The sequence below is a fragment of the Streptomyces rectiviolaceus genome (assembly GCF_039533825.1).
GTDB lineage: Bacteria > Actinomycetota > Actinomycetes > Streptomycetales > Streptomycetaceae > Streptomyces > Streptomyces rectiviolaceus.
In genome coordinates, this window is record NZ_BAAAUG010000064.1 from 1 (window position 1) to 22,699 (window position 22,699).

The following is a 22,699-nucleotide window of genomic DNA, read 5'->3' on the forward strand; positions in this document are numbered from 1 at the left end:
CCGCCGTGGCGCTGGCCCTCACCGCGGGCGGTGACAAGCCCAAGGACCTGCCGAACGCCGAGAAGCCGCCGGTCGTGGAGCCTGTCGCGCCGAGCAAGCCGCCGCCCCCGAAACCGAAGCCCAAGCCCGAGCAGCCGGTCGCCGAGCCGAAGCCGAAGCCTCCCCCGAAGGCGGCTCCCGAGCCGAAGCCGACCCCGACGCCCACTCCGAAGCCCAAACCGCCGGCCCCCAAGCCGACGCCGACTCCCACGCCTTCCGAGCCGAAGCCCGAGCCGCCGCCTCCGCCTCCGCCCCCGCCCGCCCCGGTGGTCTACCAGTGGAGCGAGCTGCAGTACGGCGGCGTCGGTGACGGCACCAAGCCCGAGATGCGGCTCGGCGAGAGCAGCTGGGTCTGGCAGCGGTCCGGCCTGTCCATCGCGGACAAGCAGTACGACCACGGCGTGACCGTCCACGGCCAGTCCTCCGTCACCATCGACCTGAACCGCGAGTGCTCGACGTACGACGCGGTCGTCGGTGTCGACGACATGACGATGGGCCTCGGCAAGGTGCGGTTCTCGATCTTCGGGGACGGCGTGCGGCTGTGGCAGTCACCGATGATCAAGGGCGGGGACCCGGCGGTGCCGGTGCAGGTGAGCCTGACCGGGCGCAAGACGATCCGCCTGGTCGTCGAGCCGCACTCACCGTTCGACTCGGCCGCGCTCGCGGACTGGGCGCAGTCGCGCTTCCGCTGTACGTAGGCCGCGGTTCAGCTCAGTTGCGCGAGCGCCTCGGCGGCGGTGAGTCCGGCGCCCGCGGCGCGCTCGGCCTCGTACCGGCGGAGGCTGAGCGCGGCGAGGGCCGCCGTCTCGACCTCGTCGGCGTCGGCCAGCTCCGGCATCGGGCGCGGATTGCCGCTCCGCAGCCGCGTGCCGAAAGCGAGCAGGCGGACCGCACGGGGATGGTCGCCGAGCCTGCTCACCAGGGCGGCTCCGTTCTCCACAAGGGCCGCGATGACCAACTCCGCGCACCGGCTCGCCAGGGCCACCCGCAGGCCGTCGGCGAGCAGCGGCAGTGCCTGCTCCGGGCCCGACTCGACGGCCACGACCTTGGCCTCCAGGGCCTGGAGCGCCGCGGTGAACTGCGGCGGCGGCGTGCCACGCTCGGCGTCGGCGCGGGCCTCCTCGAACAGGGCGCGGGCCTTGGCGACCTCGCCGTCGTCCAGCGCCATCTGCGACTGCAGCGTCCGGATGAACGCCCACGAGTCCGCCACCCCGTACCGGTCGGCCTCGATGCCCGCCTCATGGAGGGCCTTCGCCGCAAGTTCGCGGTCGCCCTCGCGGTACGCGATCTCGGCGAGACGGGCGATCAGGAAAGGCGTCTCGGCGTAGGCGCCCACTTCGTAGGCGAGCCGCAGCGCTTCGTCGTACTCGACGCGCGCATCCGCGTGCCGACAGCGCGCCATCGCGGCCTCGCCCGCCGCACTGGCCACCTGGGCGCGCATCCAGCGGTCGCCCGCGCGCCTGCTCAGCCCACGCAGCTCCGCGAGATCCTCGTCGACACCGGACAGATTGCCCGGGGCGTCGACGGCCTGGTGCGTGCGGAACATCAGGCTGACGCCGACCTCCCAGTCACCGCCGTACCTGCGGCAGTTGGCGACCACGTCGTCCAAACCGCTTCTCGCCGTGTCGGGACCGTCCAGGAAGTAGGCGGTGAACGGCCAGATGATGCCGGGGAAGCGGGCCGCCGCCGGCACCGGTCGCGCGAAGGCGTTCCGCACCCGCCTGAGGTACGCGCGGTCGTCCTCGCCCGTCAGCGCCTCCATCGGCCTGGACTCCGCCACCAGGAAGAAGTGCAGAAGCCGCAGGCTCATCCAGGACCAGTGGAGCGGGTCGCCCGTGTCTTCGGGGGCGCCGTCCGGCCCGTCGGGCGGCATCGGCGGTGCGAGGCGCAAGATGCCGGCGACCCAGTCCGCGCCCTCTCTGCGGTAGTTCCGCATGGACCAGAACCAGCCCACCCCCAGGGCGATGGCCAGGGCCTGCTCCCCCTCGCGGGACTCGATGGCGCGCTGCAGGGCCGCGCGGATGTTGTCCAGCTCCGTCTCCAGGCGCTGGATCCAGGGGAGTTGGTCCGCCGAGCGGAGCAAGGGTTCGGCCTTTTCGACCAGGGCGCGGACGTACGCGGTGTGGCGGTGGCCCGCGGCGGTGCGTCGCTCCGGCGTCTCGGCGGCTCGCTCGGACGCGTACTCGTGGATGGTCTCCAGCATGCGGTAGCGCATGTCACCGCCGGACGTGGGCTCGGCGATGAGCAGGGACTTGTCCACGAGGGCGCCGATGAGGTCGGCGGCGGGCCCGGTGCAGACCGCCTCCGCCGCCTCGATGTCCCAGCCGCCGGCGAAGACGGACACCTCGCGCAGCACGGTCCGCTCGGGGTCGTCGAGCAGGTCCCAGGACCAGTCGACGACGGCGCGCAGGGTCTGCTGGCGGGGCAGGACCGTGCGGCTGCCGCTGGTGAGGAGGCGGAAGCGGTCGTCGAGGCGGTCGGCGATCTGCCGGGGCGTGAGCAGGCGCAGGCGGGCCGCGGCCAGTTCGATGGCGAGCGGGAGACCGTCGAGACGGCGGCAGATCTCGGCGACGGCCTCGGCGTCCTCCTCCGGGTCGAAGTCCGGCCGCACGGCCATGGCGCGCTCGGTGAAGAGGCGGTGCGCCGGGTCGGGCGGAAGGGGCTCCACGGGGCGCACGAACTCGCCCGGCACGCCCAGGGGTTCGCGGCTTGTGGCGATGACGGTGAGGTCCGGGCAGTGCGTGAGGAGGGTCTGGGCGAGTTCGGCGGCGGCGCCGATGACGTGCTCGCAGTTGTCGAGGAGCAGGAGCAGGCCGCGCGGGGCGCAGTACTCGACGAGCAGGGCGACCGGGTCGTCCTGCGGCACCGAGAGTTCGCTGGTCATCAGCGTGGTCTCGCGCAGGCCGAGCGCGCTGACGACTGCGCCGGGGACGGCCTCCGGCTGGTCGAGCGGGGCGAGCTCGGCCAGCCATGCCTGCGGATGCCCGGCGGCGGCCTCCTCGGCGAGACGGGTCTTGCCGGAGCCCCCGGGGCCGGTGAGGGTGACCAGGCGTGCCCGTCTCATGTCCGAACGGATGGCGGCGAGTTCGGGTTCCCGGCCGACGAAGGAGGTCAGGCGGGGGCGCAGATTGCCTGTCCGCGCCGGTCTCGCTGATCGCTCCGGCCCATGGGCCGCCCCGGGCTCCACGCCAAGGGCCGGGTCCAGCAACTGGGCGTGCAGGGCGCGGAGTTCAGGGCCCGGGTCCGCGCCGAGGGCGTCGGCGAGCGTGCGGCGGGCGTTCTCGTACGCGGCGAGGGCGTCGGCGCCGCGGCCCGCGTCACGCAGGGCGCGGATCAGGAGGGCGTGCAGTGCCTCGTCGTACGGCTGGTCGGCGGTGAGCTCCCTCAGCTCCGGTACGACGTCGGAGGCGTGGCCCAGGAGCAGGTCCGCCTCGATCCGCGCGCGGGTCGCCTCGGCGAGCAGCGCATCGGGGCGGGTCGCCGCGCTGCGGTCGGGCAGGTCGGCGAGGGCGGGGCCGCGCCACAGGGTGAGCGCGTCGCGGAGGGTGCGGGCGGCCGACGCCGGGTCGTGGGGCAGGGCCGCCTTCCCGTCGCGTACGAGGCGTTCGAAGCGGTGCAGGTCGATGTCTTCGGGGGTGGCGTTGAGGCGGTAGCCGCCGGGTTCCGATGCGATGGCGTTCTTGCCGAGGGCGCGGCGGAGGCGGCCGATGAGGGCCTGGAGGGCGGCGGTGGCGTCGGTGGGGGGCTCGTCCTGCGCCCATACCTCGGCGACGAGGGTTTCCACGGGGACCGTGCGGCCGGTGCGCAGGGCGAGGGTGGCGAGGAGGGCGCGGAGCCGTCGGCCCCCTACGGGCAGGGGCTCCCCTTGTTCGTCGTACGCCTCGGTGGCGCCCAGGATCTTGTACCGCACGGGGCCATTCTCGCCGGTGGGGTGGGTTGGGGCGCGGGGTTTCTTTCCCCAATCCCGCCCCTTCCCGAAAACCCGCTCTGGCGCGGGGGCCCACCTGGGGCTCCGCCCCAGACCCCGTACAAGATGTCCTCAATCGCCGGACGGGCTGAACTATCAGCCCGTCCGGCATTTGAGGACGAGCTCGGCGAAGCCGGTGATCAACGGCGCGCGAGGCTCCGGAGCCAGTTACCGCCCTGCGCCCAACGCCCCCCTCTGCGGCACGACGCTCCCCGTAGGGACCGCCCTCTGCCGCGCGGGGGTTCCCGTCCAGCACGTGCCCCTGCGGGACAGCAGGCGGCGCAGCCACAGCTCCGTGGAGACCAGGTCCGCCAGGCCGTCCAGCGGCAGCGGTTCGCCCTCTGCCGCCGCGCGCAGCGCCTTGCGGACCACGCGGGCCTCCACCAGGCCCGCCTGCGCGAGCAAGGGCGTGTCGAAGAGGGCCAGGAGGTCGTCCACCGCCACCCGCAGGCCCGTCCGTGCCGCCGCCGCGGACGACGCGTGGGACGGAGCGCCCCAGCCGGGCGGCAGTTCGGCCACTCCGGCTCCTTCGAGGACCGTACGCAGGATGGCCGCACGGGCCCCTGGCTGGACGCGCAGGGCGACGGGGAGCGCGCGGCAGGCCCGGACCACCTGGTTGTCCAGGAACGGCGCGTGCAGGCGCTGGAAGCGGACCTCGGCGGCCTGTTCCAGGACGCGCAGGTCCGCCGCGTGCCGGGCGAGCGCCGCGCGGGCACGGAACTCACCGGGGCGCTGGCCGGGTCCGGCGCCTGGGCGCCCGGTCGTGTCCTGGAGGCGAACCGATACTTCAGCCAGGGCCTCGCCCGTCAGCCAACGGGCCGCGGGCCCCGGTCTTGCCCAGGCGAGGGCGGCCATCGACGCCCCCACCGCCCCGCCCGGCTCGTCGAAGCGGCGCTGGAGGAGACGGTCGGCGAGCGCGTCGACGCCCGCGCGGTAGGACATCCGGGAGAGCTTGCGCGCGGCGCCGTACACGCGCGCGGGGACCATGACGGAGCCCGGGGAGCCGTCCGCCTTCACCAACGCCGCCACGGGGCGCACCAGATGGCGCCGTCTGCGGTCCATCAGGAGGTCGGCGAGGCGGGCCGGATGGGCGTCGAGGACCTGCCGGGCGCCGTACCCCGTGAAGTGGTCCGCGCTGCCCGAGGAGAGCCGCGCACGGTGGCGCTGGGCCGTGACGAGGGCGGCGCTCGGCTCGTCCGTCAGAGGGCCGTCCAAGTCCGCGTACGGAAGGGCCTCTTCGCCCGCGGCGACCACCACGTGGTGCAGGCGGGGATTGGCCGCGATGGCGCCGGCCCGCTCCAGCTCGGCCTCGCGGCCGTTGACCGCGAGGTCGTTGAAGGTGACGGCGAGGAGCCGCTCCCCCGCGCCCGTGCCGTGGCCGAGGACCGTGCCGGGCATCCCCGGGAGGCCCGCGGCGAGCAGCGCGAGGGTGCCGGACGCGGGCCCTCCGGAGAGGTCGGCGCCGATGCCGGGCACCGGCATCCCGCGTGCCGCCCGCCGCTCGGCAGGACCCATGCCCGGCACGGGGCCCGGGTCGACGTCCGCTCCGGGGACGTGCCGCGGGGCGCTGAGGCGTGTGCGTACCGCCTCCACGAGGGCGTCACGGACGCCGTCCACGGCGCTGGTCGCGTCGGTGGCGGCCGCGGCGACCGCGAGGGACGCCACGTGTTCGTACCCGGCGATCTCCCGTGCGCCCGCGCGCAGGATCAGCGCGTGCCCCGGGGGTACGCGTCGCACGCCCTGATAGGGCGTCGAGTCCTGCAGCGCCTCCGGCACGTCGGGCGCGGCTAGCAGCGCCGCGAGGTGGCCGATGTCCAGGTGGGCCTCGATGAGGTCGGCAAGGGGCAGCGCCGCCGTCGCGAAGGCCGTGCCGTCGGCCCAGGGGGTGTAGAAGACGGGGCGCGCGCCCGCCAGGTCACCGGCGACCATGACGCGGCGCCCGATCTGGACGACCGCGGTGTAGCTCCCGGACCACGCGGTCAGGTGCCGCAGGGCGCCGCCGCGGGCCGCGAACAGACCGACCCTGAGTTCCTCGTCGCTCGCCCCGCAGGTGCCGAGGACCGCGATGCGCGTCTGCTCGTCGGCCTTGACCGTGCGCACCTCGTCGGCGCGCCAGTCACCCACCGCCCACAGCGGATCCGGGTCGCCCCAGAGGAGTTGGGAGCCCACGGGATGAACGGTCTCGCCGTTCTCACCGGTGGCCCCGGCCGAGCCCACCACCGCAGGCTTCGCGGCAGTGCTGCTCCACCCCACCAACCACCGCATCGTTGCCTCCACAGGCTGTGGACAACCAGTGCATCGAGAACTGGGGTCCCATGCTGCCACGAAGGAGGCGCGCGGGAGTGGCTACGGGGGTGCTCGCGCTCCCCTTAATCTGCCCCGGGGGAGCGGTACTTGAAGGGCACGACCACGCCCTTCTCCTTGCGCGGGGGTGCGGCACCCCCGCCTCACCCCGCCCTCACCCGGCCTCCGGAGAGGCGATTTTCAGCCAAATCACCGGATGGCGTTCACGTGACGGAACCGTAAATGGCAACACACAGTCCGGGAGGCGTCATTCGCCCCCCGGACTGGTCCGCCGCCCGCGGGGATGGAGGCGGCGGTGTCCCCCAGCCCGCTGACTCCAGCGCAGCGGGCCGACCCACGCACCATCCATGGAAGCGCTCCCCTTATGGCCGGTGAAGAGCGCACACGCAGGCGCACGGCCACACACCCGGAGCACACCCCGGCACTCCCCCGCTTCCCTACCGGCAACAATCTCGCCATACGGAACTACGCCTCTTAACGCTTGGGATTCGGCGAACTACGCTGTGTGTGCTGATGTTTTCGCGGAGGCATATACCTGGGGGCTCGGCCAAATGCTCTTGCGGCCGAGGTTCCGGGCCACGGCGGTCGTAGTCGCGGACGCCGCTGTCCCTGGGGGAACGCAGCACGCATGCCGCGCGGTCAAGCCATCGCGGCAGCCGTCTGTGTCGAGGGGTGGCGCATGTCCAGGGAGCAACGCGGGCCGAACGAAAAACTCGGCACCGTTCTCGCCCTCGCGGGAATCAGCAATGCGGGACTCGCGCGCCGGGTCAACGACCTCGGCGCACAACGCGGGTTGACGCTTCGATACGACAAGACATCGGTGGCCCGGTGGGTGTCCAAGGGCATGGTGCCGCAAGGCGCTGCCCCGCACCTGATCGCCGCGGCCATCGGGCAGAAGCTCGGCCGCCCCGTCCCGCTGCACGAGATCGGGCTCGCGGACGCCGATCCCGCGCCTGAGGTGGGCCTTGCCTTCCCGCGTGACGTGGGCGCCGCGGTCAAGTCGGCGACCGAGCTCTACCGCCTCGATCTGGCGGGCAGGCGCGCGGGCAGCGGCGGCATCTGGCAGTCGCTCGCCGGATCCTTCGCCGTGAGCGCGTACGCCACGCCGGCCTCGCGCTGGCTGATAACCCCGGCCGACAGCTCGGTCGCCCGCGACGTCATCCTGGACGAGCCCCGCGAGATGGGGCACCCCGGTGACGGCGCCGACAGCGCGAACAGCGGGCAGCCGATGAAGGTCGGCCACAGTGACGTGGTGAAACTTCGGGAGGCCGCCGAGGACGCCCGCCGCTGGGACTCCAAGTACGGCGGCGGTGACTGGCGTTCGTCGATGGTCCCGGAGTGCCTGCGGGTCGAGGCGGCTCCCCTGCTGCTCGGCTCGTACTCGGACGAGGTGGGCCGCTCGCTCTTCGGGGCATCGGCCGAACTGACGCGCCTCGCCGGGTGGATGGCCTTCGACACCGGCCAGCAGGAGGCCGCCCAGCGCTATTACATCCAGGCCCTGCGCCTGGCCCGCGCGGCGGCCGACGTGCCCTTAGGCGGGTACGTCCTGGCCTCCATGTCCCTCCAGGCGACCTACCGCGGCTTCGGCGACGAGGGCGTCGACCTCGCGCAGGCGGCCCTGGAGCGCAACCGCGGCCTGGCCACCGCACGCACGATGAGCTTCTTCCGCCTCGTCGAGGCACGCGCACACGCGCGCGCCAACGACGCGCAGGCGGCGGGAGCGGCGCTGCGGGCGGCCGAGGGGTGGCTGGAGCGGGCCCGGGAGGGCGACAACGACCCGTCGTGGCTCGGTTTCTACGGATACGACCGCTTCGCGGCGGACGCCGCCGAGTGCTATCGCGACCTGAAGGCGCCCCGCCAGGTGCGGCGCTTCACGGAGCAGGCGCTCAAGCGGCCGACGGAGGAGTTCGTGCGCTCGCACGGGCTGCGCCTCGTGGTGTCGGCGGTCGCCGAGCTGGAGTCGGGGAACCTCGACGCGGCCTGCGAGCAGGGCACACGGGCTTTGGAGGTCGCGGGACGCATCTCGTCCGCGCGGACCACGGAGTACGTGAAGGACCTGCTGCACCGCCTGGAGCCGTACGGCGACGAGCCGCGGGTGGTGGAGCTGCGGGAGCGTGCGCGGCCGCTGCTCGTGGCCCCCGCGTAGTTCAGCGGGGTTCCTGTTGTGAGGTGCCCGGGATTCACGTTCAGGGCCCGAGATGTCTCCCCCTGCACCGCCGGAACGGCAACAGCATTTACGCACCCTGTAACCCTGCGGTCCTCGCCGGGTTTGAGGGCGTTGTCAGTGGCGCAGTGCACTATCGGTGTGGGAGGTGATGCGGGATGGTCCGGGCCTTGGCGTACGACTGCGATGTGCTGGTGATCGGCGGCGGGATCGTCGGTCTGTCGACGGCGTATGCCATCTCGCGCGGCGCCCCGGGGACGCGGGTCACCGTCCTGGAGAAGGAGCCGGGTCCCGCCCGGCACCAGACGGGACGCAACAGCGGGGTGATCCACAGCGGGATCTACTACCGCCCCGGCTCCCTGAAGGCGCGGTACGCGGTGCGTGGCGCCGCCGAGATGATCAAGTTCTGCGCGGAGTACGGCATCGCGCACGAGGTCACAGGCAAGCTGATCGTCGCCACGGAGCGCTCCGAGCTGCCCCGCCTGCACGCACTCGTCCAGCGCGGCAGGGAGAACGGCATTCCGGTGCGTGAGCTGGGCCCCGCGCAGATCGCCGAGTACGAACCGGAGGTGCGGGGGCTCGCCGCGATCCAGGTCGGGACGACGGGCATCTGTGACTACGGCTCGGTGGCGGAGCGCCTGGCGGACGCTTCCGGGGCCGATGTGCGGTACGGGGCGGAGGTCGTCCGCATCGACCGGCGCGCGGCCCTCGGGGTGGCCGTTCGCACGGCCGACGGTTCGGTGGTGCGGGCAAAGGTCCTGGTCAACTGCGCGGGGCTGCAGTGCGACCGGGTGGCGATGCTGGCGGGCGACGACCCCGGGATGCGGATCGTGCCCTTCCGCGGGGAGTACTTCGACCTGGCGCGGCCCGAGCTGGTGCGGGGCCTGGTGTATCCGGTGCCGGACCCGGCATTCCCCTTCCTGGGGGTGCATCTGACGCGGGGCATCGGGGGCGGGGTCCATGTGGGGCCCAACGCGGTGCCGGCGCTGGCCCGTGAGGGGTACGGATGGGGTGTGGTGCGGCCGCTGGAGGTGGCGGGGACGCTGGGCTGGCCGGGGGCCTGGCGGATGGCTGGGCGGCACTGGCGGTACGGGGCGGGGGAGCTTCGGCGCTCCTTCTCCAAGGGGGCGTTCACCTCGGCGGTGCGGAGGCTGCTGCCTGCGGTGACTCCGGATGATCTGGTGGCTGCGGATGCGGGGGTGCGGGCGCAGGCCGTCTTGCGTGACGGGACGCTGGTGGATGACTTCCTCATCCGGGAGGGGGTGCGGGCCGTGCATGTCCTGAACGCGCCTTCGCCTGCGGCGACGGCTTCGCTGCCGATTGGGCGGGCTGTGGCCCGGCGGGTGCTTGGGTTGCTGTGAGGGCGGTCCCTGCGGGGCTTTCCCCAACCCCACCCCTTCCCGGCTGTATCTATTGGCGGCTTCGCCGCGCAGGGGCTCCGCCCCAGACCCCGTACAAGATGTCCTCAAACGCCGGACGGGCTGAACTATCAGCCCGTCCGGCGTTTGAGGACGAACTCGGCGGAGCCGGTGATGACGGCAGCCAAGGCCCCCGCGCCAGATAAAATCCCCCCACTGTGTCTGAGTCGAACCCCGCCCCCGAGCGCCCCCACGCCCCCCGCCCGAAGGGCGAACCCCGTTTCCCCCACGGCCCCGCGCCCGACCCCGCCGGGTCGCACTTCGAGCGGCGGATCCGGAGTTTCCAGCCCCGCAGGAGCCGGGTGACCGCGGGCCAAGCGGACGCGCTCCAGCGGCTGTGGCCCAAGTGGGGTCTCGACATCGACGGGCAGCGGACCCTCGACCTCGCCGAACTGTTCGGCGGCGAGCGTCCCGTCGTACTGGAGATCGGGTTCGGCATGGGCGAGGCCACCGCCCAGATGGCAGCCGACGATCCGGACACCGGCATCCTCGCCGTGGACGTGCACACCCCCGGCCAGGGAAATCTCCTCGGCCTCGCCGAGCGGAACGGCCTCGAGAACATCCGCGTCGCGAACGGCGACGCCGTGATCCTGCTCCGCGAAATGCTCACGCCCGCCTCCCTCGACGGCCTCCGCGTCTACTTCCCCGACCCCTGGCCCAAGGCCCGCCACCACAAGCGCCGCATCATCCAGCCCGACTTCCTCGACCTCGCCGCTCCCCGCCTCAAGCCCGGCGCCGTGCTGCACTGCGCGACCGACTGGGAGCCGTACGCCGAGCAGATGCTCGATGTGCTCACCGCGCACCCCGAGTTCGAGAACACCCAGGCCGACGGCGGGTACGCGCCCCGTCCCTCCTTCCGCCCCCTCACCCGGTTCGAGGGCCAGGGCCTGGACAAGGGGCACGTGGTCCATGACCTGCTGTTCCGCCGTACACCCAGCCAGAACAGCCAGGAAGCCTGAGATACCGGACAGGATCCCTGCGATACCGGCCACGGGGCCTGAGACACCGTCGCGGGCCACCCCCGTCCCTCGTTAGGGTCAACGGGTGGCCACCCGTTCTCCGTACCCGCACCCGATGCCCCCCGCCGGGCCCGCCGGGCTGCGGCACGCTCGCTGGTGGCAGCGGCGGGCGATACGCGCGGCCGCCCTGGTCACGCTGCTCGCCCTGTCCGGCCTGGTGATCCTGGCCCTGGTCAGGGAACAGACCGGCACCGAAGGCTTCCTGGTCGGGCTCGGCCTCGCGACGCTGCCCGTGCCGCTCCTGGTGGCCGCCTTCCGCTGGCTGCAGCGGGTCCAGCCGGGCCCCTGGCGGAATCTGCTCTTCGCCTTCGCCTGGGGCGCCTGCGCCGCCGCCCTCATAGCGATCGTCGCGAACAGCTTCGCGACCCGCTGGATAGCCACCGCCACGGCCGACCCCACCAGCGCGGACACCCTCGGCGCGACGGTCATAGCGCCGATCGTCGAGGAGAGCGCGAAGGCCGTGGCCGTGCTGCTCGTCTTCCTCTTCCGCAGACGGGAGTTCACCGGCATCGTCGACGGCGTGGTGATCGCCGGAGTGACCGCCACCGGCTTCGCCTTCACCGAGAACATCCTCTATCTCGGCAGCGCCTTCGGCACCGACCAGCTCAACGGCGGGACCGGACTCGCGTCCGTGACGGCGGCGACCTTCTTCGTACGCGTCGTGATGTCGCCCTTCGCGCACCCGCTCTTCACCGTGCTCACCGGCATCGGCTTCGGCATCGCCGCGCTCAGCGCGGAGCGCCAGAACTGGCGCCGCGTCCTGCTCCCGGTCGGCGGACTCCTCCTGGCGATGGGCCTGCACGCCCTGTGGAACGGCTCGGCGGTCTTCGGGGACTACGGCTTCTTCGCCGTGTACGCGCTCTTCATGCTGCCCGCCTTCGGCCTGCTCACCTGGCTGGTCATCTGGATCAGACAGCGCGGCCTGCGCATCGTGCGGGCCGAACTGCCCGCGTACGCACTCGCGGGCTGGCTCACCGCACCCGAGCCGTACGCCCTGGGCACCATGCGCGCCCGCACGCTGGCCCGCGACTACGCCTCCTACACGCAGGGCAAGGCCGCGGCGCGCACGGTCGCCCAGTACGAGACGTACGCGACGTCTCTCGCGCTCCTGCGGCACCGGGGGCGCAAGGGCCGCGCGGGCGCCGACTTCGTCGTACGGGAGCGGGAGTTGCTGCACGCGCTGTGGGAGCGCCGCGAGGCGGCACGGCCCGCCCTCGCGTACGCGGCGCGCGCGACGGCACCGGTGTTCGTACCGATGCCGCCGCCGTACGGATACCAGCAGCCGTACGGATATCAACAGCCGTACCAGCAGCCCTACCCGCAGCAACAGCAGCAGCCGCCGTACGGATATCCGTACGGCCGCCCGGCGATGCCCTACCCCGCGTACAACCCCTACCGCGGCTAGGCGGAAGCCGCCGTCAGCGCCGACACCTCGGCCTCCGTCAGCTCCAGCTCCCCCACCGCGAGCAGCGCGGGCAGCTGTTCGACCGTACGGGCCAACGCGATCGGCGCGGCCACCGTCGGCTGCGCCGCGAGCCACGCGAGGGCCACGGTCGCGAGCTCGGCGCCGCGCGCCTGGGCGACCTCGTCGAGGGCGGCGAGCACGCGCAGACCGCGGTCGGTGTCCAGGTGCTTGCCCGCGCCCTGGGCCCGCGCGCTGTCGACCGCCGCACCCGGGCGGTACTTGCCGGTCAGGAAGCCGGAGGCGAGCGCGTAGTACGGGACGGCGGCCAGGCCGGAGCGCGATGCGACCTGCTCCAGCGTGCCCTCGTACGTGTCGCGCGAGACGAGGTTGTAGTGCGGCTGCAGCACCGAGTAGCGCGCGAGGCCCTCGCGGTCGGAGAAGTCGAGGAACTCCTGGAGCCGGTCGGCGGTCACGTTGGACGCGGCGATGGCGCGCACCTTGCCGGACGTCACCAGGTCGTCGAGCGCGGTGATGATCTCCTCGACGGAGACCGTCGGGTCGTCGTAGTGCGTGTAGAAGAGGTCGATGTAGTCGGTGCGCAGGCGGCGCAGCGACTCCTCGACACCGGACTTGATGGTGTTCGCGGACAGGCCCTTGAAGTCGGGGTGGGCGCCGACCTTGGTGGCGAGCACGACGTCGGAGCGGTTGCCGCGCGCGGCGAGCCAGTTGCCGATGACGGTCTCGGACTCGCCGCCCTTGTTGCCGGGCGCCCAGGCCGAGTAGACGTCGGCGGTGTCGATGAAGTTGCCGCCCGCGGCGGTGTAGGCGTCGAGCACGGTGAAGGACTGCGCCTCGTCGGCCGTCCAGCCGAAGACGTTGCCGCCCAGTGCGAGCGGGAAGACCTCGAGGTCGGACGAACCAAGCTTGCGGAGAGAAGTCATACGGGACTCAACGCCCTTACGGATCGCGGAATTCCGTACAGCGGGATGCCGGTTCCGATCAGTGGGGCATCCGCTCGGGGAGAACCGGTGAGCGGGCGCCCTTGACCGGCAGCCCTGACGTCGGGGGGTTGCCGCCAGGACCGCCGGGGTTCTGGGGCTGCGTCAGAGGGACTGGCCCTTGCCGCGCAGCCACGCCGCCGGATCGACCCCGGTGGAGTCGCCGCCCGGGTGGACCTCCAGGTGGAGGTGCGCGCCGGTGACGTTGCCGGTGGCGCCGACGCGGCCGATGGTCTCGCCGGTGGTGACCTTCTGGCCGACGCTGACGTTCATCGAGGACTGGTGGCAGAACCAGATCTCGGTGCCGTCGTCGAGCTCAAGGACCGTGCGGTAGCCGTACGCCCCCGCCCAGCCGGCCTCCTTGATGGTGCCGGAGTGGATGGCCTTGATGGGCGTGCCCGTGGGAGCCGCGAAGTCCAGGCCGGTGTGGTAGCCGGAGGACCACATGGAGCCGGGCTGACCGAAGGTGCCGGTGAGCGTGTACGAGCCGACGGGGAGGGTGAAGCTCTTGGCGAGCTTGGCCAGGCGCTCCGCCTCGGCCTTGCGCTTGGCCTCCGCCTCGGCCTTCTTCTTCGCGGCGGCCTTCTCGGCGGCGATCTTCTTCTCGGCCGCGGTCTGCTTGGCGGCGGCCTGGGCGGCGGCTTCCTTGACGGCGGCTTCTTCGGCCGCCTTCTGGACCGCGTCGTCCGCCTGGTCCTGCTGGTTCTCGGCCTGCTCCATGATGCGGGCCCGCAGTGCCTCGCCCGCGTCCGTGGTGCCCTGCTCGGCGTCGGCGGTGCTGATGCCGGCGGCGCTCAGGGGCGCGGCGGCGGTCGTCACGCCGTTGTCCGCGGAACCGGAGCCGGAGCCGGAGTCGGAGGAGTCGTCGGATATCAAAGACCCCACGCCGGGAAGCGACTTGGCCTCCGGCAGCGAGTCCGTGACGGCCGAGAGGTCCGGCATCTCGATGGAGACCGGGGGCTTTCCGCCCTGCGCGGTGGCGATGCCGCCCGCGCCGACGGCGGCGATGACGCCTACGCCGAGAACAGTGGAGCTGCGGGCGAGCCCGCCACCGCCCCGCTTGTGGACGCGGTGCCTGCCGCGGACGGGACGGATGGACTCCTCGGTGGGATTCCATTCCTCCCAGGAACTGTCGTCGTACCCACCGAAGTCGTCGTCATTCGGTACGTACACGCCTTGGGGGGCAGGGCGGTTGGACGCCACTGGGGCGCACTCCTTTCCTTCCTTCTCGCCTACCGGGTTAGCTGACGGGTTCGGAGCAGGAAGGTCTCCTACGAACATCTGGCACGGATGCACAGATGCCCGATTCACCCCAATTAGTGGTTCCCCGGCTCCCTTTCGGGATTAGGCGCGTGCGCGCGGAGCCGACTCGAGTGACGGCTGGGACGACCGCGCTGCGTTATCGAACGTTAATAGACGGCAGGGTCGTATTCCAAGCCGTTCCGACTGATCGTTAACGACTTTGGCCTGCACTTAACGGGACACGGGGGTTCGGAACGGGGCGAGTTGACCCCACTTCTTCACACACCGGAGCTTCACATCTCCTTGACAGTACGTCAGTTGTTATGCGGAGTGGTGTCCTTCAGTCACGGCCGGTGACATCGGAGCCCGCGTCGGTCCAGCCGTCGGCCCCGGCGCCCCCGGTATCGCCCCCGGTATCGCCCCCGGTATCCCCAGCCATCAACGGCCGCCGCACCGCGAGCAACGCCATGTCGTCGGTCGTCCCGCCCCCGGTGTGCCGCCGCACTTCCTCGGTGAGCGTGGCCAGGAGCGCGTCCGGGCCGTTGGGCCCCGGAAAGATGCGGCCGCCGAGCCGCGCGGCCGGGTTGTAGAACTCGCCCCGGACGTCACGCGCCTCCGAGAGCCCGTCGGTGTAGAGCAGCAGCATCGCCCCCGGCGGGAACTCCGTCTCGTCCGCACGGTCCGGCCAGGCACCCAGGTCGCCCATCCCGAGCGGCAGCGCGGGCTCGGTGGCGGACAGCACGCACAGCCGTCCGTCGCCGCGCAGGAGCAGGGGCCCGGGGTGCCCGCGATTGACGAGGCGTACGAGACCGTCGCCGTGCGGGATCTCCGCGAGCACGGCGGTGGTGAACCCTTCGAAGGCGTCGAGCCCGTCGCGCCGCGTGCCCTCACGCGCGAGGGCCCGCTCCAGGCGCTGCGCCACGGCCTCCAGGGTGGCCTCCTGCTCGGCGGCCTCCCGGAACGCCCCGATGACGACGGCGACGGCCGCCACCGCGCCTATGCCCTTGCCGCGTACGTCGCCGACGATGACGCGTACGCCGTACGGGGTGTCCTGCACGGCGTACAGATCACCCCCGATGAACGCGTCGGCCTCCGCCGCCTCGTACCGCGCCGCGACATCGAGCCCGCCGATCCGGTGGTCCGGCTGCGGCAGCACGGCGCGCTGGGCCGCCTCGGCGATGGTGCGGGCGGAGGCGAGCTGTTCGTCGCTGCGGCGTACGACGCGGTTGATGACGACGGCGAGCACGGCGACGGTGGCCACCGTGATCAGTTCGGTGATCGCCTCGACGTCGGCGGTGGTGCTGCTCTTGAAGTGCAGGGCGAGCACGGCGGCGCAGGACCCCGCCCCGATGAGGGCGGTGGTGATCAGCGAGTAGAAGGGGGCCGCGATGAGCGGGGCGGCGGTGAAGAGGGGCGCGGCGGTGAACGCGGGTGGGGTCGAGATGTCGTAGACGACCCCGACGACGATGAGCAGCAGGGGCAGGGCCCGCACGAGAGCCCGCTCATGCCGGACATCGGGACTCTTGCCCCCGCCGCTTCCTCCTCGCTGCCCCACCGGTCTTCTCCTGCCGAATTCCGCGGCCAGGACCAGACCCATGACCACGTTCATCCAGGGTTCCCGGAGCGGTGGCGCGGGGCGACCCGTGTGGGCCGACAGAGTGACGGGGGAAAACACCGAAGGCCCGGATCCATTTTCTGGATCCGGGCCTTCGGTCTTTAGTAGCGGGGACAGGATTTGAACCTGCGACCTCTGGGTTATGAGCCCAGCGAGCTACCGAGCTGCTCCACCCCGCGCCGTTGAATGCAACTCTACGCCATCAGGCGGAGTGAAAGCGAACCGGCTGAGGAGCAGCCGGAATGCAGCCGGAAAACGGGCGGAAATCGGGCGGAAATCGGGCGGAAAACAGGCGGGAGCGGCCCGAACCCGCGGCGAACGCTGACGCACGCCGCTCACGCGTTCTCGGCGTGCGTCAGCGTCTCCCAGGCTACGAACAGGTTGTCCGTCCCCTCGGGCCGCTGCTCGAGCGTGAGCTTCCGCGTCTGAGGCAGTTCCAGCTTCAGCCGCTCCCGCAGGTGGTTCAGGCCGACCTCGGTGTCGGGCCCCATGTCGCGCTGCACCCTGCCGCCGCACAGCCAGTCCGGCGCCTCGGCGCCCAGCTGGTACTTCGAGTGGAACTCCAGCGCGGCCCGCAGCCGCTCCTTGACCTCGCCGTACAGGTCGACGCCCTGGTGCCAGGCGGTCTCTGCGATGTGCGCGGTGGCCGCGAGCGAGTAGCTGGCGTGCTTGAAGTTCCGGCAGGTCTCCTGGGAGAGCCCGTCGGCGAAGGTCTTCTGCCCGAACCAGTACTTCCGGAGCTTCTCCGGGGTATTGATGCCGCTGCCCTCGGGCGAGACGGGCAGCGGGCCGTCCGACTCCAGATAGAAGTAGGCCGGCACGCGGGTCCTGAAGTGCGTCACTGCCTTCTCGAAGGACTCGTGGTCGTCCAGGAAGACCGCCATGCTGATGGTCGCGTCGGCCATCAGGAGGTCCCAGTTGCCGTTGAAGTCGGCTGCTCCGTCGCGCACTTGGGGCAGATAGGCATTGCGCAGCATCCGCTCGAAGCGGAGGAGTTCGCCGTCGGCCCAGCCGTCGTAGGTGTAGCGCACGGCTTCGGCCGCACGCGCCCACGATGAGGCGGCCCAGGCCGTCTGGAGGCCCGCGTTGGCCTCGGTGTGCCGGGTGACCACCCGCGACCAGGCGTCCATGATCTGTACGGCCTTCTGGGCGTGCGCGCGGTCGCCGGTGATGTTCCAGAGCAGGGCCTGGGTGTACGCGGCGATGGCGTCCTCGCGCTCCTCGACGCAGCCGTGTCCGGGGCGGGTGTCGGGCGGGCACTCGACGACGGCGTACGGCTTGGCCCGGTAGTCGGCCGCGCCGTACTTGCTGTCCCGCATCTGCTCGAAAGCCCTCAGCCAGGGCTGGTCGCGCGCCGTGACATGCGCGCGGACGCGATCCAGCTGCGCCTTGCTGACGAGCACCCCGGGGTGCTCGAAGGCCAGCTCCGCGGGGCGCGCCCGCTCGGTGGCCCGGCCGGAACCGCCGCCGGACCCACCGCAGGCCGCCGAGACGCCGACCAGCAACGGCACGAGCAGCATCACGAGAGCCCGCCGTACGGAACCCATGCTGTACCTCCGGATCGACCACCTGGCAGGCTCAGCGTCACTCGTGGGCCGCGGGGGCGCAGGCGAGGCGGGGCCGTTCGGGCGACCAACGCCACAGGCCCAGGTCAGAAGCTGCCTGACCTGGGCCTGAGTGGTAGACCGTGTGGGACTCGAACCCACAACCAATGGATTAAAAGTCCACTGCTCTGCCAATTGAGCTAACGGTCCGTGCGGTTGCACCCCCCGAGCATAGCCGGACAGGACAAGGCGTCCGATCGGGTATCGCCTCCTCGGCCCGTCGCGCGTTCCGCGACGGGCCGGGTGCGGGCCAGGTGCAGGCCTGGGACGGCCGCGGCGCGGTCAGGGATCGGTCGGTTCCGGCGCCCCGCTCCGGGCCGCTTCGCGGGCCGCCGTGCGCTCGTGGTCCGGGTTGAGGAACCAGTGCCTGGCCGATGCCAGCCACCAGGTCGCGGCGAAGCCGAGGACGGCCAGGACCGCGATCGGGGCGTAGTTGAAGGTCTCCCAGGTGACCGGTGAGACCTGCGGCAGCATGAAGAGGACCGTGATCACGCCGACCCAGGCCACCGCCACGATGCCGATCGGGCGTGACCAGCGGCCCAAGTGCCAGGGCCCGCGCTCGAATTCCTCGCCCTTGCGCAGCCGCAGCAGGGTCGGGATGACGTAGGCGATGTAGAGGCCGATGACGGCGATCGACGTCACCGCCGCGTACGCCGTGACGTTGATCAGGTAGGGCAGGCCGAGGACGAGCGCGCCCAGGGCCGCGAGCCAGACCGCTGCGACGGGCGTGCGCGTACGCGGGTTGACCGAGTGCCAGACGTGCGAGAAGGGCAGCGCTCCGTCCCGCGAGAAGGCGTAGATCATCCGGGAGTTGGCGGTCACGGACGCCATGCCGCAGAAGAGCTGCGCGCCGATGACGACCAGCAGGAGCAGCTTGCCCGTGGTCGCTCCGAGCGCGTCCAGGAGGATCTGGGCGGGCGGTGCGCCCGTCGCCGACTCGCGGGCACCGTCGTACGACTGGATGGCGAACGTGAAGCCGAGGAGCAGCACGAAGCCCGCGATCCAGGACGTCCAGATGGAGCGGACGATGCCCTTGGGCCCGGCGGTCGACGCGTCGTGGGTCTCCTCGGTCATGTGCGCGGAGGCGTCGTAGCCGGTGAAGGTGTACTGGGCCATCAGCAGGCCGATCAGGGCCACGTAGAGCCCGCTGCCCCACCCGGTGTTGTTCACGAACTCGGTGAAGACGAAGGACGCCGACTGGTGCGAGTCCGGCGAGAAGGCAAGGGCGCCGACGATGACGGCGACCCCGACGACGTGCCACCAGACGCTCACGCTGTTGAGCAGCCCGACGATGCGCACGCCGAAGGTGTTGAGCAGGCCGTGCAGTACGAGGATCGCGGCGAAGAGCAGGATCGTGCGCTCCTCGGTGACCTGGAAGTCGAACTGCAGGTTCAGGTACGCGCCCAGGAACGAGGCCGCGCCGAAGTCGATCCCCGCGGTGACGGCGACCTGCCCGAGCACGTTGAACCAGCCCGTGAACCACGCCCAGGCGGCCGCGGTCCGCGACGGCGCGAGCCGGTGCGCCCAGAAGTAGAGCCCGGCGGAGGTCGGATAGGCGGAACAGATCTCCGCCATGGCGAGACCCACGAACAGCGTCATCAGTCCGACCCCGACCCACCCCCAGGTGATCAGGGCGGGACCGCCGGTGTTCATGCCGAACAGATACATGGTGAGGCAGCCGGACAGGACCGAGATGATCGTGAACGAGACCGCGTAGTTGGAGAACGCGGACATGCGGCGGGCCAGGACCTGGGTGTAGCCGAGTTGGGCGAGGCGTTCCTCGTCTGAGCCGGGTGGTGGTGTCATGCACGAGCGTTGCCCACGGCAGGGACATGACATGCGTCACGTTTGGCTAAAGGGGACGCACAAAGGAGACACACATACGTACGCCGACGGGCCCACCCCCGGAAGGGGTGGGCCCGTCGGTTCAGCTGTTGCTGTTCAGCTCTTCAGCTCTTCAGCAGGTGTCAGCCGTTGCGCTTCCAGCGCGGCTTGTCGTCACGGCGGCCGAAGGAACCGGTGCCGGTCCCGGAGCGGTCGCGGTTGAACGCCGGGCGGTCGTGGCCACCGGAGCGGGCGCCGCCGGAGGGGCGGTCGTCACGGCGGTCACGGTTGAACGGACGGTCGCTGCCACGGTGGCCGCCCGCCGGGCGGTCGTCGCGACGGAAGCTCGAGCCACCACGGTTGTCGTCACGGCGCTCGCCGCCACGGAAGCCGCCACGGTCGCCACCGGAGGGGCGGTCGTCACGACGGAAGCCGGAGCCACCGCCACGGTTGTCGTCGCGGCGGAAGCCGCCACGGTCGCCGCCCGAGGGACGGTCGTCACGACGGAAGCCGGAGGAGCCACCACGGTCGTTGCGGTCGCGGTTGAAGCCGCCGCCCGAGGGACGCTCGCCACCACGGAAGCCGGAGCCGCCACGGTCGTCACGACGCTCGAAGGAACGGCCACCACGGTCGTTGCGGTCGTTGCCGCGGTCACGGTTGAAGCCGCCACGGTCGCCACCCTCACGGCGGTCGCCGCCACGGAAGCCGGAGCCACCGCGGTCGTCACGACGCTCGAAGGAACGGCCACCGCGGTCGTCACGGCGCTCACGCTCGTAGTTGCCGCGATCGTCGCGCTGCGGGCGGCGCTCCTCGCGGACCGGAGCGGCGGTCTGCTCCGGGACGGAGGCAGCGGCCTCGACGGCGGCCTCGGCGGCGGCGGTGGCCTCGGCCACCGCGGTCTCCGGGTCGTCGCCACGCTCGCGGGCGGCACGCGCGGTGAGGCGCGAGGCCTCCTCGCGCAGCTCCGTCGCGCGGCGGGTGGCGCGCTCCAGCTCCTTGGTGAGGTCCTTGACCTCACGCTCGGCCTGGGTCGCGGCGTTGCCCGCGGAGTCGGCCTGCACCTCGGTCATCGAACGGGCGCCGGTGATGTCGGCGACCTCCGGGTCGAAGGTGCCGCCGCCGTTGATGATGTGACGCTCGGCGTCGACGCCCGCGTCCTCCATCAGCCGGAAGATCTGGCGGCGCTGGTGCGGCAGGGACAGCGAGACGACCGTGCCGGAGCGGCCCGCGCGGGCCGTACGGCCCGAACGGTGCAGGTAGTCCTTGTGGTCGCCGGCCGGGTCCACGTTCAGGACCAGGTCGATGTCGTCCACGTGGATGCCACGGGCGGCGACGTCGGTCGCGACGAGCGCGTTGACGTAGCCCTTCTTGAAGTCCTCGAGCACGCGGGTACGGGCACCCTGCGTCATGCCGCCGTGCAGCGCGTCGGCCTTCACGCCGGACTCGCAGAGCTGCTCGGCGATGCGGTCGGCGCCCAGCTGGGTGCGGACGAAGATGATCGTGCGGCCCTTGCGCGCGGCGATGGCGGCCGTGACGGGCGCCTTGTCGCGGGGCTTCACGATCAGGATGTGGTGCGACATGGTCGTGACGTTGCCCTGGGCGCTGTCGACCTCGTGCGTCACCGGGTTGGTCAGGTAGCGCTTGACCAGCGTGGAGATCTCGTTCTCCATCGTGGCCGAGAACAGCATGCGCTGGCCGTCGGACGGGACCTGGTCGAGCAGCTCGGTGACCTCGGGCAGGAAGCCCAGGTCGGACATCTGGTCGGCCTCGTCGAGCACCGCGATCTGGGTGTTCTCGAGCGAGCACGCGCCGCGGCTGATGATGTCGCGCAGACGGCCCGGCGTGGCGACGAGGATGTCGACACCGCGCTCGAGGGCGTAGATCTGGTTGCTCATGGACGTACCGCCGCAGACGACCTTCATCTTCAGGCCGAGCACGTCGCCGTACGGCTGGAGCGCGTCCGCGACCTGCATCGCGAGCTCACGCGTCGGCGTGAGGATGACGCCGCGGGGCTTCTTCTTCTCGGTGTGGCCGCCGGCCAGCGTCGCCAGCATCGGGAGGCCGAAGGAGAGGGTCTTGCCGGAGCCGGTGCGGCCGCGGCCGAGGATGTCCTTGCCGGCCAGGGCGTCCGGGATGGTCGCGGCCTGGATCGGGAAGGGGGAGGTCACGCCGTTCTGGGCGAGCTTGCGGACGATGCCGTCGGGCAGGCCGAGGTCACCGAAGGTGGGGCCGGTCTCAGCGTCTTCGTCGGCCTCGGCGGCCACGTCGGCGGCCTCGGTCTCGACGACGACCTGCTCGGCCGCTTCCACGACGTCGGCGGCCTGGACGGTCTCGACGGCTTCGGTGACGGTCTCCACCGTCAGCTCGTCGGTCGTCTCGTTCTCGGGCAGGACGGCGTGGTCAGAATGAGAAATGGACATGCGAAATGCGAAACCTTCCGGAGTCTCGGCACGCGCCCGTCAACTCCGTGATTTCGCAATGGACCGCCTCTATGCGGTCAGCCACGGCAAGGGAGAGTACGCGCCACGCGGCGCTCTTCTTTTTCGGCGCCGGGCAAATGGGATCAAACGATCTACCACCATACTCACCCAACCCCCCCGAACGCAAACCACACCCCTCAAGGCACCTTGGATTCCACTCCCCACAGCTCGTCTCACCTGCGACGAAGCGGGTTTCGGACAGGGGCCGAACCGCCACAACCCCGCCCCAAGCGACCCCTGCCTAAGCGGGCCCGGCCTCCGGTGAAGGCTCCCGTGACCCGAGCCCCTCCGACCGCTCCCCCAGCTGCGCGTCCTGCTTCGGAGGCTCGTGCGCCGACGACGAGGGCTCCGGAGTGGGCTCGGGAGTCGGCGTCGGGGTCGGCTTCGGGGGATCGGGCGTCGGCGTGGGGCGCGGCGCGTCGGGCTTCGTACGCGTGGGGGACGGCCGCCCGTCCTTCGTCGGCGGGGCGGGGTCGTCGCCGCCCCCGGTCGCGGACGCCGAGGCCTGGGCCGCATCGGAACCGGAATCGCCGGACCTGCCCGACCGCCCCTTGCCCTCGCTCTTGTCCTTGCCGCCCTTGCCGCCCTTGCCGCCCTTCGCGCCGCCGCGGTCGGCATCA

General features: G+C 71.9%; 13 protein-coding genes, 2 tRNA genes, 1 pseudogene and 1 riboswitch. Of the genes and pseudogenes, 5 read left to right on the plus strand and 11 right to left on the minus strand.

The features are described 5' to 3' along the window. On the plus strand, window positions 1-737 hold a 737-nt coding region (locus ABD378_RS19015; protein ID WP_344522115.1), incomplete at its 5' end, for an NPCBM/NEW2 domain-containing protein. 8 nt (window positions 738-745) lie between these two features. Here ABD378_RS19015 and ABD378_RS19020 read toward each other — a convergent pair. Beyond that, window positions 746-3,949, minus strand: a complete 3,204-nt coding sequence (locus ABD378_RS19020) for an AfsR/SARP family transcriptional regulator (RefSeq protein ID WP_344522116.1) — start codon at window positions 3,947-3,949, stop codon at window positions 746-748. Window positions 3,950-4,174: 225 nt separating this feature from the next. Continuing rightward, window positions 4,175-6,271 carry an asparagine synthase-related protein gene (locus ABD378_RS19025; RefSeq protein ID WP_344522117.1) on the minus strand — a complete coding sequence of 699 codons (2,097 nt, stop codon included), beginning with the start codon at window positions 6,269-6,271 and terminating at the stop codon, window positions 4,175-4,177. Window positions 6,272-6,989: 718 nt separating this feature from the next. Between ABD378_RS19025 and ABD378_RS19030 the strand changes: the two genes are divergently transcribed. From ABD378_RS19030 to ABD378_RS19045, 4 genes are all read left to right on the plus strand, one after another. Continuing rightward, window positions 6,990-8,456: an NsdA family TPR-like regulatory protein gene (locus ABD378_RS19030; RefSeq protein ID WP_344522118.1), complete on the plus strand. Its 1,467-nt coding sequence runs from the start codon at window positions 6,990-6,992 to the stop codon at window positions 8,454-8,456. Window positions 8,457-8,632: 176 nt separating this feature from the next. Then, complete coding sequence (lhgO, locus tag ABD378_RS19035) at window positions 8,633-9,835, plus strand: L-2-hydroxyglutarate oxidase (RefSeq protein WP_344522119.1); 1,203 nt, start codon at window positions 8,633-8,635, stop codon at window positions 9,833-9,835. A gap of 215 nt (window positions 9,836-10,050) precedes the next feature. Next, window positions 10,051-10,851 carry a tRNA (guanosine(46)-N7)-methyltransferase TrmB gene (gene trmB, locus ABD378_RS19040; protein WP_344522120.1) on the plus strand — a complete coding sequence of 267 codons (801 nt, stop codon included), beginning with the start codon at window positions 10,051-10,053 and terminating at the stop codon, window positions 10,849-10,851. 85 nt (window positions 10,852-10,936) lie between these two features. Beyond that, a complete protein-coding gene (locus ABD378_RS19045) occupies window positions 10,937-12,316 on the plus strand; it encodes a PrsW family intramembrane metalloprotease (RefSeq protein ID WP_344522121.1) in 1,380 nt (459 codons plus the stop codon). Here the strand turns inward: ABD378_RS19045 and ABD378_RS19050 are convergent. The 9 genes and pseudogenes from ABD378_RS19050 to ABD378_RS19090 all read right to left on the minus strand — a co-directional run. Continuing rightward, window positions 12,313-13,257 (minus strand): aldo/keto reductase, encoded by a 945-nt coding sequence (locus tag ABD378_RS19050; protein ID WP_344522122.1) that lies wholly within the window; start codon window positions 13,255-13,257, stop codon window positions 12,313-12,315. The two genes, ABD378_RS19045 and ABD378_RS19050, sit on opposite strands and share 4 nt — an antisense overlap. Before the next feature lie 162 nt (window positions 13,258-13,419). Continuing rightward, window positions 13,420-14,517: a M23 family metallopeptidase gene (locus ABD378_RS19055; protein ID WP_344522123.1), complete on the minus strand. Its 1,098-nt coding sequence runs from the start codon at window positions 14,515-14,517 to the stop codon at window positions 13,420-13,422. An 11-nt stretch (window positions 14,518-14,528) separates the two neighbouring features. After that, window positions 14,529-14,675: riboswitch (cyclic di-AMP (ydaO/yuaA leader) on the minus strand. 221 nt (window positions 14,676-14,896) lie between these two features. Beyond that, window positions 14,897-16,165 (minus strand): PP2C family protein-serine/threonine phosphatase, encoded by a 1,269-nt coding sequence (locus ABD378_RS19060; protein WP_344522124.1) that lies wholly within the window; start codon window positions 16,163-16,165, stop codon window positions 14,897-14,899. A gap of 111 nt (window positions 16,166-16,276) precedes the next feature. Continuing rightward, window positions 16,277-16,350, minus strand: a tRNA-Met gene (locus ABD378_RS19065). A gap of 156 nt (window positions 16,351-16,506) precedes the next feature. After that, window positions 16,507-17,718, minus strand: coding sequence for an alginate lyase family protein (locus tag ABD378_RS19070; RefSeq protein WP_344522125.1), 1,212 nt, complete (start codon window positions 17,716-17,718; stop codon window positions 16,507-16,509). A gap of 131 nt (window positions 17,719-17,849) precedes the next feature. Beyond that, window positions 17,850-17,925 (minus strand) — tRNA-Lys (locus tag ABD378_RS19075). A 132-nt stretch (window positions 17,926-18,057) separates the two neighbouring features. After that, entirely contained in the window at window positions 18,058-19,581 is a 1,524-nt protein-coding gene (locus ABD378_RS19080; RefSeq protein WP_344522126.1) for an amino acid permease, read from the minus strand. A 161-nt stretch (window positions 19,582-19,742) separates the two neighbouring features. Beyond that, window positions 19,743-22,019, minus strand: coding sequence for a DEAD/DEAH box helicase (locus tag ABD378_RS19085; RefSeq protein ID WP_344522127.1), 2,277 nt, complete (start codon window positions 22,017-22,019; stop codon window positions 19,743-19,745). Window positions 22,020-22,320: 301 nt separating this feature from the next. Further along, window positions 22,321-22,699 (minus strand): annotated as a pseudogene (locus ABD378_RS19090) (hypothetical protein); the annotation flags it as partial.

Excerpts from the sequence above, each read along its gene's own strand:
- ABD378_RS19030 (WP_344522118.1), top strand. The coding sequence starts at position 6,990 with ATGTCCAGGGAGCAACGCGGGCCGAACGAAAAACTCGGCACCGTTCTC.
- ABD378_RS19085 (WP_344522127.1), bottom strand. The coding sequence starts at position 22,019 with ATGTCCATTTCTCATTCTGACCACGCCGTCCTGCCCGAGAACGAGACG.
- ABD378_RS19080 (WP_344522126.1), bottom strand. The coding sequence starts at position 19,581 with ATGACACCACCACCCGGCTCAGACGAGGAACGCCTCGCCCAACTCGGC.
- ABD378_RS19025 (WP_344522117.1), bottom strand. The coding sequence starts at position 6,271 with ATGCGGTGGTTGGTGGGGTGGAGCAGCACTGCCGCGAAGCCTGCGGTG.
- ABD378_RS19060 (WP_344522124.1), bottom strand. The coding sequence starts at position 16,165 with ATGAACGTGGTCATGGGTCTGGTCCTGGCCGCGGAATTCGGCAGGAGA.
- lhgO (WP_344522119.1), top strand. The coding sequence starts at position 8,633 with ATGGTCCGGGCCTTGGCGTACGACTGCGATGTGCTGGTGATCGGCGGC.
- ABD378_RS19050 (WP_344522122.1), bottom strand. The coding sequence starts at position 13,257 with ATGACTTCTCTCCGCAAGCTTGGTTCGTCCGACCTCGAGGTCTTCCCG.
- ABD378_RS19070 (WP_344522125.1), bottom strand. The coding sequence starts at position 17,718 with ATGGGTTCCGTACGGCGGGCTCTCGTGATGCTGCTCGTGCCGTTGCTG.